General features: G+C 66.8%; 8 protein-coding genes and 2 riboswitches. Of the genes, 1 reads left to right on the forward strand and 7 read right to left on the reverse strand.

Features of this window, described 5'->3' with window-relative positions; translation table 11 throughout:
• Positions 1–46 precede the first annotated feature (46 nt).
• From AC1RWI_RS15240 to gcvT, 6 genes are all read right to left on the reverse strand, one after another.
• Positions 47–370 (reverse strand): EthD family reductase, encoded by a 324-nt coding sequence (locus AC1RWI_RS15240; protein WP_043350716.1) that lies wholly within the window; start codon positions 368–370, stop codon positions 47–49.
• 91 nt (positions 371–461) lie between these two features.
• On the reverse strand, positions 462–1,838 hold the full coding sequence (locus AC1RWI_RS15245) for an L-serine ammonia-lyase (protein WP_043350712.1): 1,377 nt from the start codon (positions 1,836–1,838) through the stop codon (positions 462–464).
• A gap of 31 nt (positions 1,839–1,869) precedes the next feature.
• Positions 1,870–2,412, reverse strand: a complete 543-nt coding sequence (locus AC1RWI_RS15250) for a DUF421 domain-containing protein (protein ID WP_043350709.1) — start codon at positions 2,410–2,412, stop codon at positions 1,870–1,872.
• A 113-nt stretch (positions 2,413–2,525) separates the two neighbouring features.
• Positions 2,526–5,447 carry an aminomethyl-transferring glycine dehydrogenase gene (gene gcvP / locus AC1RWI_RS15255; RefSeq protein WP_492867255.1) on the reverse strand — a complete coding sequence of 974 codons (2,922 nt, stop codon included), beginning with the start codon at positions 5,445–5,447 and terminating at the stop codon, positions 2,526–2,528.
• A 101-nt stretch (positions 5,448–5,548) separates the two neighbouring features.
• A complete protein-coding gene (gene gcvH, locus AC1RWI_RS15260) occupies positions 5,549–5,929 on the reverse strand; it encodes a glycine cleavage system protein GcvH (RefSeq protein WP_006157271.1) in 381 nt (126 codons plus the stop codon).
• 102 nt (positions 5,930–6,031) lie between these two features.
• The gene (gcvT, locus tag AC1RWI_RS15265) at positions 6,032–7,171 is read right to left on the reverse strand and encodes a glycine cleavage system aminomethyltransferase GcvT (protein WP_043350704.1); all 1,140 of its coding nucleotides are present in this window, start codon (positions 7,169–7,171) and stop codon (positions 6,032–6,034) included.
• A 99-nt stretch (positions 7,172–7,270) separates the two neighbouring features.
• A riboswitch (glycine riboswitch) is annotated at positions 7,271–7,421 on the reverse strand.
• A gap of 21 nt (positions 7,422–7,442) precedes the next feature.
• A riboswitch (glycine riboswitch) is annotated at positions 7,443–7,530 on the reverse strand.
• A 234-nt stretch (positions 7,531–7,764) separates the two neighbouring features.
• Here gcvT and AC1RWI_RS15270 point away from each other — a divergent pair.
• Positions 7,765–9,870: a UvrD-helicase domain-containing protein gene (locus AC1RWI_RS15270; protein ID WP_492867257.1), complete on the forward strand. Its 2,106-nt coding sequence runs from the start codon at positions 7,765–7,767 to the stop codon at positions 9,868–9,870.
• Between the two features lie 104 nt (positions 9,871–9,974).
• Here the strand turns inward: AC1RWI_RS15270 and AC1RWI_RS15275 are convergent, their stop codons facing one another.
• Positions 9,975–10,376, reverse strand: coding sequence for a peptidase associated/transthyretin-like domain-containing protein (locus tag AC1RWI_RS15275; protein WP_492867259.1), 402 nt, complete (start codon positions 10,374–10,376; stop codon positions 9,975–9,977).
• Between the last annotated feature and the right edge of the window lie 205 nt (positions 10,377–10,581).

A 10,581-nucleotide genomic window follows, 5' to 3' on the forward strand; every position in this document is an offset into this window, starting at 1 on the left:
CCGCTAGTGGGGAAACGCTACATGATAGCGCCGCCAGCGGGCGCAATCAGCCGATTGTCAGCACTTCGCTGATCTGCACCACGGGAACCGCATCGGTGTAATTGGGGATATCGAGCTGCAGCTCGTTGCCGGCGGCCTTGGCGGCGGCAACGAAGTCAGGCACGGACTCGAACAGGAAATGGCACATCACCGTGAAGGCCGGATCTGAACCCGGCGCGCCGGCGCCCAGACCGCGTTCCACCGCCACGCCGCGATAGCCCGGGTGCGCGCCAAACAGCGCGATGGCGCGCGGCATGTGGCGCTGCAGGTAGTAATCCATGTCGAACTTGCCGCCCTTGCTGTGCGGATAGAGAAAGCTGATCTTGATCATGCCGGACTCCAGTTGGATCGGATCGAATTGGGGGTAAATGCTCGGCAAGCGTAGCAGAAAGCGTGCATTCGCTTGCGCTGGCGGGGCGGCCTCAGCACTCCACGATATTCACCGCCAAGCCGCCACGCGCGGTTTCCTTGTACTTGGTCTTCATGTCGGCGCCGGTCTCGCGCATGGTCTTGATCACGGAGTCGAGCGACACATAGTGCATGCCGTCGCCGCGCAACGCCATGCGCGCCGCGTTCACGGCCTTCACCGAGGCCATGGCGTTGCGCTCGATGCAGGGAATCTGCACCAGCCCGCCGACCGGGTCGCAGGTCAGCCCGAGGTTGTGCTCCATGCCGATCTCGGCCGCGTTCTCCACCTGCTCCGGCGTGCCGCCCATCACGGCGGCCAGGGCGCCGGCGGCCATCGAGCAGGCCACGCCGACCTCGCCCTGGCAGCCGACCTCGGCGCCGGAGATCGAGGCATTAAGCTTGTAGAGCATGCCGATGGCGCCGGCTGTCAGCAGGAAGTCGATCACGCCTTGCGGGTTGGCGCCCGGCACGAAGCGGTCGTAGTAATGCAGCACGGCCGGGATGATGCCGGCGGCGCCGTTGGTGGGCGCGGTGACCACGCGGCCGCCGGCGGCGTTTTCCTCGTTGACGGCGATCGCATAGAGGTTGACCCAGTCGATTACCGAGAGCGGATCGGCCAGCGCGCGCTCGGCGTGCTCGGTGAGGTTGCGGAACAGGTCGTGGGCGCGGCGCTTGACCTTGAACGGCCCGGGCAACTCGCCGTCGGTGCGGCAGCCGCGTGCCACGCAGGCTTGCATCACGGCCCAGATCTGCAGCAGGCCGGCATTGACCTCGGCTTCGCTGCGCCACACGCATTCGTTTTCCATCATCAGCCGCGCAATGCTCTTCTTGCTGGCGGCTGCCATCTCCAGCATCGCGCGCCCGCTGCGAAACGGATGCGGCAACTGCTGGTCAGCCTCCAGGATATGCGTATTGGCTGCACCGGCGGTGATGATGAAGCCACCGCCCACCGACAGGTAACGCCCTTCACGGATGCGCTCGCCGCCGGCATTGAAGGCGTGGAACTTCATGCCGTTGGGATGCTCGGCCATGGCCTCGCGGCGGTAGAAGACGATGTGCTCCTTCTCCACGAAGGGCACGGGATGCGTGCCCAGCAGCGAGAGCGTGCGGCTGGCGCGCAGCGCGGCCAGCCGCACGTCGATGGTGTCGGGGTCGATGGTGTCGGGCGCTTCGCCCAGCAAGCCGAGGATCACGCCCTTGTCGGTGCCGTGGCCGCGGCCGGTGGCGCCGAGCGAGCCATACAGCTCCACGCGCACGCTGGCCACCTGCGGCAACAGGCCGTCGCGCGCCAGGCCCTGGGCGAACATCAGCGCGGCGCGCATCGGACCAACGGTGTGCGAGCTTGATGGGCCGATGCCCACCTTGAACAGGTCGAAGACGCTGACAGCCACGGTAGGCTCCTGGGGTTGGCTCGCGCCGGGGTCAGACCGGCGCGTCCGTGTCCTGATTGATGGGGGCGCGCCACAGCGAACCCGCCGCATCGGGCGGCGGGGGTGGCACGTCTTTCTTTATCAGCACGCTGATGGTGCCGTCGTTCTCGAGGATCGCGAAATGCACATCGGCAACGCGCTCGCACCCCGCATGGCGCAGTGCCTTGTGCAGGTCGTCGCGGGTCACGAAGGCGCGCTTCATCACGTCACCGAAGACCATGCCGTCGTGGATCAATACCTGCGGGCGCCCCTCGACGACGTTCTCGAAGCGCCGGCTGCACCAGCTCAGCCACGCCAGCACAAGGTTGGCGCCGACCAGCGTCACCGCCAGGATCAACCCGGCCGTGACGGAGTTGTCCCCGGCGTTCATGGCGTTCTGCACGGCGTTGGACAGCACCAGCAGCAGCACCAGGTCGAGCGAGGTAAGCTGCCCGATCTGACGCTTGCCGGACAGCCGCAGCAGCACCAGCAGGCTGCCGTAGACGATCAGTCCGCGCAGGACGAATTCCCACCATGGGGCGCTGAGATTCCACATGCGTGCTCCGCATTCCGGGCACGGCCGGGTGGCCGCGCATCCACACAGAGCATAGCGCGAGGGCGATGCGTCGGGGCCGCCGCAACGCGCAGCCGCCCCGGCCTCATGCCAGCTTACTCTTCGGTGTACTCGCTCATCGGCACGCAGGCGCAGAACAGGTTGCGGTCGCCGTACACGTTGTCCGCACGGCCAACGGGTGGCCAGTACTTCTGCGTGCGCAGCGCGGCCACCGGGTAGGCGGCTTCCTGGCGCGTGTACTTGTGTTCCCACACGTCGGCAGTGATCACGGCGGCGGTGTGCGGCGCATTCTTCAGCGGGTTGTCCTCGCGGTCGAAGGTGCCGTCTTCCACGCGGGCAATCTCGGCGCGGATGGCGATCATCGCGTCGATAAAGCGGTCCAGCTCGTGCAGGGCCTCGCTCTCGGTCGGCTCGATCATCAGCGTGCCCGGCACCGGGAAGCTCATGGTGGGGGCGTGGAAGCCGTAGTCCATCAGGCGCTTGGCCACGTCCTCGTTGGAGATGCCGGTGGTCTTTTGCAGCGCGCGTACGTCCAGGATGCACTCGTGCGCCACCAGGCCGTGCTGGCCAGTGTAGAGCACGGGGAAGTGCGGCGACAGGCGGCGCGCCACGTAGTTGGCGGCCAGGATGGCGTTCTCGGTGGCGGCGGTCAGGCCGGCCGAGCCCATCATGGCGATGTACATCCACGAGATCGGCAGGATGCTGGCCGAGCCGAACGGCGCGGCGGACACGCCGCCGATGCCCTGGTCGTCGCGGCGATAGCCCACGCTGTCCTGGTTGGGCAGGAAGTCAGCCAGATGCGCACCGACCGCCACCGGGCCAACGCCCGGGCCGCCACCGCCGTGGGGGATGCAGAAGGTCTTGTGCAGGTTCAGGTGGGACACGTCGCCACCGAACTGGCCCGGCGCGGCGGTGCCGACCATGGCGTTCATGTTGGCGCCGTCGACGTAGACCTGGCCGCCGTGCTTGTGCACGATGTCGCAGATCTGCTGCACGCCCTGCTCGAATACGCCGTGCGTAGACGGGTAGGTGATCATGATCGCGGCGAGGTTCTTGCTGTGCTGCTCGGCCTTCTTCGCCAGGTCTTCCAGGTCGACGTTGCCGTTCTCGTCACAGGCCACCACCACCACCTTCATGCCGGCCATCTGTGCCGACGCCGGGTTGGTGCCGTGCGCGGAGGACGGGATCAGGCAGATGTCGCGGTGGCTTTCGCCACGGCTGGCGTGGTACGCATGGATGATCAGCAGGCCGGCGTATTCGCCTTGCGAGCCGGCATTGGGCTGCAGGCTCACCGCCGCGTAGCCGGTGGCGGCGCACAGCATGGCTTCGAGCTGGTCGATCATCTCGCGGTAGCCGACCGTCTGGTCCAGCGGCGCGAACGGGTGGATCTTGCTGAATTCGGGCCACGTCACCGGGATCATCTCGCTGGTGGCGTTGAGCTTCATGGTGCACGAGCCCAGCGGGATCATGGTGCGGTCCAGCGCCAGGTCCTTGTCGGCCAGCATGCGCAGGTAGCGCAGCATTTCGTGCTCGGCGTGGTGCGTGTTGAACACCGGGTGCGTCAGGTAGGCGCTCTGGCGCGCCAGGCCGGCCGGGAACGCGTCTTGCGCGGCGGCTTCGAGTGCATCGAAGCCGGGCACCGGCTTGCCGTGGGCGAAGATTTCCAGCAGGGCGACGACGTCCTCGCGCGAGGCGGTCTCGTCCAGTGAGATGCCGATGCGGGTGGCGCCGGCGTGGCGCAGGTTGATGCCCCGCGCGGTGGCCGAGGCGTGGAGGGCTTCGGTGTTGAAGCCGGTTTCCAGCGTCAGCGTATCGAAGAAGGTGGCGTTGGTGCGCGCGTAGCCCAGTTGCTCCAGGCCGCCGGCCAGCGTGGCCGTCAGGCGGTGCACGCGCTGGGCGATGCGCTTGAGGCCTTGCGGGCCGTGGTACACGGCGTACATCGAGGCCATCACGGCCAGCAGCACCTGTGCCGTACAGATGTTCGACGTCGCTTTTTCGCGGCGGATATGCTGCTCGCGCGTTTGCAGGGCCAGGCGATACGCCTTGTTGCCTTGCGCGTCGATGGTCACGCCCACCAGGCGGCCGGGCATGGAGCGCTTGAAGGCATCCTTGACCGCCATGTAGCCGGCGTGCGGGCCGCCAAAGCCGAGCGGCACGCCAAAGCGTTGCGAGTTGCCCACCGCCACGTCGGCGCCCCACTCTCCGGGCGCGGCGATCAGGGTCAGCGCCAGCAGGTCGGCGGCAGCCACCACCAGTCCACCAGCGGCGTGCACCGCGTCGGCGATGGCACGGTAGTCCGCCACATCGCCGTTCACGCCGGGGTACTGCAGCAGCACGCCGAAGGCATGGGCACCGGCCGCTTCGGCAGCGGGGCCAACCTTGACTTCGATGCCCAGCGGCAGCGCGCGGGTGCGTACCACTTCCAGCGTTTGCGGCAGCACGTCGTCCGCGACATAGAAAGTGGTGGAGGCGTGCTTGTTGACGCGCTGCAGCAGCGTCATGGCCTCGGCGGCCGCCGTGCCTTCATCCAGCATCGACGCATTGGCGATGTCCAGGCCGGTCAGGTCGGTCACCATCTGCTGGAAGTTCAGCATGGCTTCCAGGCGGCCCTGGGAAATTTCGGGCTGGTAGGGCGTGTAGGCGGTGTACCAGGCCGGGTTCTCGAAGATATTGCGCAGCACCACGCCCGGGGTCAGCGTGTTGTAGTAGCCCTGGCCGATAAAGCTCTTGAGCACGCGGTTCTTGCTGGCCAGGCCACGCAGCTTGGCCAGCGCGGCTTCTTCGGTCAGCGGCGCGGTGAACTCGCCCAGCGGCATGCCGTCGCGGCGGCGGATGGCGGCGGGGATGACGGCGTCGATCAGCGCGGCGCGGTTGTCATAGCCCAGCACCTTGAGCATGTGCTGTTGTTCGGCGGCGTCGGGGCCGATATGGCGGGAGGCGAAGGCGTCGCGCGCCTCCAGTTCGGCCAGCGTGGGCCGGGCAACTTGGGCGGCAGTCATGGGCAAAGGGGCGTTCATGGCAAGAATCTCGTGGGAGCGGTGCGGCGGGTGGTCGGCCCGGTCCGCGTCGCGGCAGTCTTTATCCGTCATTCCCGTGGCGCGGGAATGACGATCTGGCATCAGGCGCCGACGTTGGCCTTATAGGCGTCGGCCGACATCAGGCCGTTCACGTCGTCGCTGTTGGCCGGCTTGAGCTTGAACAGCCAGGCGTCGAAGGCGTCGGCATTGACGCTTTCCGGCGCGGCCGCGGCGGCGTCGTTGATGGCGATCACTTCGCCTGCCACCGGCGCGTAGATGTCGGACGCGGCCTTGACCGATTCCACCACGGCCAGCGCGTCGCCGGCGCCGACCGACTTGCCCACTTCCGGCAGTTCCAGGAAGACGATGTCGCCCAGCGCGTCCTGCGCGTGGTCGGTGATGCCGATGGTCAGCGTGCCGTCGGCTTCGACGCGCACCCACTCATGGGACTCGGTGTATTTCAGGTCGGCGGGGAAATTCATGGGATTGCTCCAGATTCAATTTGTTATTCAGCGCCAGCCGGGGGGATGTCGAAGTTCGACGGGGTAACCGCCGGCGGGCGCGCTGTGACCGGTGCGAGCGTTTCAGCTCACGAGTGCCTTGCCATTGCGCACAAACGGCAGTTTAACCACAGTCGCGGCGAGTTTGCGGTCGCGGATCTCGACCTGCACCTCGGCGCCGAGCGCAACGTCGAGCGGCAGGCGGGCAAAAGCGATGGACTGGGACAGCGAGGGGCTGAAGGTGCCACTGGTGATTTCGCCTTCGCCAGCAGGGGTGATGACCTTCTGGTGGGCGCGCAGCACGCCGCCCGCTTTTCCGTTGGCCGGGCGCAGGATCAGCCCGACGAACTGCTGGGTCTTGCCGCCAGCGACCAGGGCCGCCTTGCCGGTGAAGTCGCGTTCGCTTTGCAAGTCCACGGTCCAGGCCAGGCCGGCGTTGAGCGGCGAGGTGTGGATATCCATGTCCTGGCCGTACAGGTTCATGCCGGCCTCCAGGCGCAGCGTGTCGCGCGCGCCCAAGCCCGCCGGGCGCACGCCCTCGGCGATCAGCTTTTCCCACAGGCCGGCCACGTTCTCGGCTGGCACCACCAGCTCGAACCCGTCTTCGCCGGTATAGCCGGTGCGTGCCACCATGACTTCGCCAAGGGCGGGGTCCTGCACCACGACGGCGTTGAACGGCTTCAGGGCTTCGCTGGGTTGTGTCGAGGGGAAGGCGTTCCACACCTTGGCGCGGGCATTCGGGCCCTGCACCGCGACGATCGCCAGCGGAGCCACGCCGTCGGGCGCATTGTCGCCGCGGCGCGGCGTGATGCGCACGCCGCTATTGGTGGCGGCGTTGCGCGCGGCGATCCATTCGATATCGTTGTTGGCGGTGCCAGCATTCACCACCAGGCGGAAGTGGTCCTCGGCGAAGAAATAGACGATCAGGTCGTCGATGACGCCACCCTTCTCGTCCAGCATGCAGGAGTACAGCGCCTTGCCCGGCGTTTGCAGCTTGTCCACATTGTTGGCCAGCAGGCCACGCAGGAAGGCACGCACATGCTCGCCATTGAGATCGACCACGCACATGTGGGAGACGTCGAACATGCCGGCATCCGTGCGCACGGCGTGATGTTCCTCGATCTGGGAGCCGTAGTTGACCGGCATGTCCCAGCCGCCGAAGTCGACCATGCGGGCGCTGAGGGCGCGGTGGATAGCGTTGAGGGGCGTGGCCTGGAGCGTCATGGAATCCTCGGGGGAAGGCAAATCTCGGTTCGAAAACAAAAAAAGGGCCATCCGCCGCAGGATTCGGCGCGCCATAGCGCTGCCAGATCCGCTGCGGCGGATGACCCCTCTGTCCTCGATACCTGAGAGATTACAAGGCGGATTCCATTTACCGGAAACCCAAGCCTTGCGCGCCCCTTCGGTGGGCACGCTCACCAAGGCTGTCGACGGAATCGATCAGTGGCGGGTGCCGCTCTCCAGAGTACGGCGTGCATCGTGTGCATGTTGCAAGCCGATCCAACCAGTCCATGGTGCCTGAGAGTTTTCGGGTGATACCCCTTCGGCGGCGCAAGATCTGCGCGCTCTCCCGGTCGGATGGCGCGACTCTACAGCCAGCCTCGGGGGCTTGTCAACGCGCTCGCGCGCCAGCCCGGGCGCAGCCGCTGGCCGGCTGGCCGGCGTGTTAACATCTGCGGCTCCGATGGCTTTTGCTGTGCTGCAGGCTTCACCCGTGGCCTTGGCCGCGCCAGTGCATGTGCTGCTTTTGCCATGCGCAAAAGCCCGCGCCCGCCTTGCCGGCCATCCCGCCACCCAGCACCACCACCAGCCCTCGCATGACCCACGGACTCAATCCTGCCCAATCCGAAGCCGTTCGCTACCTCGACGGCCCCTGCCTGGTGCTCGCCGGCGCTGGCTCGGGCAAGACCCGGGTGATCACGCAGAAGATCGCGCACCTGATCGAGGACAAGGGCTTCCAGCCCAAGCACATCGCCGCGGTGACCTTCACCAACAAGGCCGCCAAGGAGATGCAGGAGCGCATCGCCAAGCTGATGGAAGGCAAGACCACGCGCGAGGGCAAGCGCATCCCCATCAAGCAGATCACGGTGAGCACCTTCCACTCGCTGGGCGTGCAGATCCTGCGCGCCGAGGCCGAGCACGTGGGCCTGAAGCCGCGCTTTTCCATCATGGACTCGGACGATTGCTTTGGCATGGTGCAGGAGCAGCTCGCCTCCACCGACAAGAAGCTGATCCGCAGCGTGCAGAGCACCATCTCGCTGTGGAAGAACGGCATGGTCGATCCCGAGACCGCCATCGCCCAGGCCGACAACCCCGACGATCACCAGGCGGCGCTGATCTACCGCAACTACGTGGCTACGCTGCATGCCTACCAGGCGGTGGACTTCGACGACCTGATCCGCCTGCCGGCAGAGCTGTTCGCGCGCAACGAAGAGGTGCGCCTGCGCTGGCAGAACCGGCTGCGCTACTTCCTGGTGGACGAGTACCAGGACACCAACGCCTGCCAGTACCAGCTGCTCAAGCAGCTCGCCGGCGGCTCGCACCTGCGCGCACCGGCCTTCACCGCGGTGGGCGACGACGACCAGGCCATCTACGGCTGGCGCGGCGCCACGCTGGACAACCTCAAGCTGCTGCAGACCGATTTCCCCGACCTGAAGGTGGTCAAGCTGGAGCAGAACTACCGCTCCACCGTGCGCATCCTGGAGGCGGCCAATGCGGTCATCTCCAACAATCCCAAGCTGTTCGACAAGAAGCTGTGGAGCGAGCACGGCATGGGCGACCCCATTGCCGTCAACCCAATGAACGATGAGGAGCACGAGGCGGAGTCGGTCGTATTCCGCTTGTCGGCCCACAAGTTCGAGCGGCGCGCGCAGTTCCGCGACTACGCCATCCTGTATCGCGGCAACCACCAGGCGCGGCTGTTCGAGCAGATCCTGCGCCGCGAGCGCATTCCCTATGTGCTCTCGGGCGGGCAGAGCTTCTTTGACAAGGCCGAGATCAAGGACATCTGCGCCTACCTGCGCCTGATCGCCAACCCGGAGGACGATCCCGCCTTCATCCGCGCCATCACCACGCCCAAGCGCGGCGTGGGCAACACCACGCTGGAAGTGCTTGGCACCTTCGCCGGCCAGGCCAAGGTGTCGTTGTTCGAGGCGGCCATGATGGGCGGCATCGAAGGCAAGCTCCAGCCGCGCCAGCTGGAGCCGCTGCGGGTGTTCTGCGAGGCCATGGTGCGCCTGGCCGGGCGCGCGGCCAGCGATCCCGCCACCCAGGTGCTCGACGACATGATGGAAGGCATCCACTACGAGGCCTACCTGTACGACACCTTCGATGAGCGCCAGGCCCAGTCGCGCTGGACCAACACGCTGGAGTTCCTCGACTGGCTCAAGCGCAAGGGCACCAAGCCCGAGGCGACGGGCGAGGGCGAGGAGGCCACCGGCTTCGACACCGCCGATGGTTTCGGCGACGAGGGCAAGAACCTGCTGGAGCTGACCCAGACGGTGGCGCTGATGAGCATGCTCGAAGGCCGCGAGGAAGATCCCGACGCGGTGCGCCTGTCGACGCTGCACGCCTCCAAGGGGCTGGAGTACCCGCACGTGTTCCTGGTCGGGGTGGAAGAGGGCATCCTGCCCCACTGCCGCGAAGACGAGGACATGAGCGACGAGAAGATCGAGGAAGAGCGCCGTCTGATGTATGTAGGCATCACGCGTGCGCAGCGCAGCCTGCACCTGAGCTGGTGCAAGAAGCGCAAGCGCGCCCGCGATACCTACTCTTGCGAGCCCTCGCGCTTTATCGGCGAGATGAAGCTCGAAGAGGCCCCCGCGATCAAGGACGAAACGCCCGCCATGAGCCCCAAGGACCGCCTGGCCGGGCTCAAGGCCTTGCTGGGAACGCCCGGCACGCCAGGCAAGACCTCCGCATGACCGGCCCCGGCGGGCGTTCCGTGCCCCATCCCGGTGCCAATCGTACAAAGTCGATACATTAGCCTACAAGCGGGACAAGACCCCCGCCCGATGTCTGTCTAACATCACCGGTGCCTGGCCCGACGTATGGACCAGGCGTCGCGCCGTTCCGTCCCTTCGGAGTGGCGTGGCCGGGCAGCACGCCCGAATTCTTCCCTGTTCAGCGCCTCCGCACTTGGGTCCGGGGGCGTTTTTTTAGGGAATCCGCCAGATCCCGTGGCCGTCAGGCGCGCGCCGGCAATGCCGTCCTGTGCGTTTTGCACTGGCGAAGCGCCGCGCGTGCGATACGCGGCATGCTGCAGATGCACCTTGCGGCTGAGCGCATCGTCGAAGAACAGCAGGCTGGTCAGTACCTCGGTTTTGCCGAGATGGATCTTCAAGTGGATACGCACCGCGCGCGGCGCGTACCAGCCCGGGTAGATCGTCAGGAACTGCGCGGCGCCATCGGCGCCGGTGGCGATCCTCACAGTACACCGCCGAGGAAGCGGCGGCGGCCGCTGTTTGCTGCTATCGGGCTTGCGTGGCCGAGGGGCTTACCGGGCATCTGGCGCTCCTTGTTGGTGAGGCCCCGCAGCGCCGGGTACGCCAAATGGGCTGTTCGCGCCGAAGGCGCAGGGCATGGGCGCTGGTCCGCGGCCGGGCATGGGGCCTGGCATGGCGCCGGGGAAGGGG

It is taken from the genome of Cupriavidus sp. MPR-AND1C, from assembly GCF_058809705.1.

What these genes read in the sequence shown, in the direction of transcription:
- AC1RWI_RS15240 (WP_043350716.1), bottom strand. Translation starts at nt 370, where the DNA reads ATGATCAAGATCAGCTTTCTCTATCCGCACAGCAAGGGCGGCAAGTTC.
- AC1RWI_RS15250 (WP_043350709.1), bottom strand. Translation starts at nt 2,412, where the DNA reads ATGTGGAATCTCAGCGCCCCATGGTGGGAATTCGTCCTGCGCGGACTG.
- gcvP (WP_492867255.1), bottom strand. Translation starts at nt 5,447, where the DNA reads ATGAACGCCCCTTTGCCCATGACTGCCGCCCAAGTTGCCCGGCCCACG.
- gcvH (WP_006157271.1), bottom strand. Translation starts at nt 5,929, where the DNA reads ATGAATTTCCCCGCCGACCTGAAATACACCGAGTCCCATGAGTGGGTG.
- gcvT (WP_043350704.1), bottom strand. Translation starts at nt 7,171, where the DNA reads ATGACGCTCCAGGCCACGCCCCTCAACGCTATCCACCGCGCCCTCAGC.
- AC1RWI_RS15270 (WP_492867257.1), top strand. Translation starts at nt 7,765, where the DNA reads ATGACCCACGGACTCAATCCTGCCCAATCCGAAGCCGTTCGCTACCTC.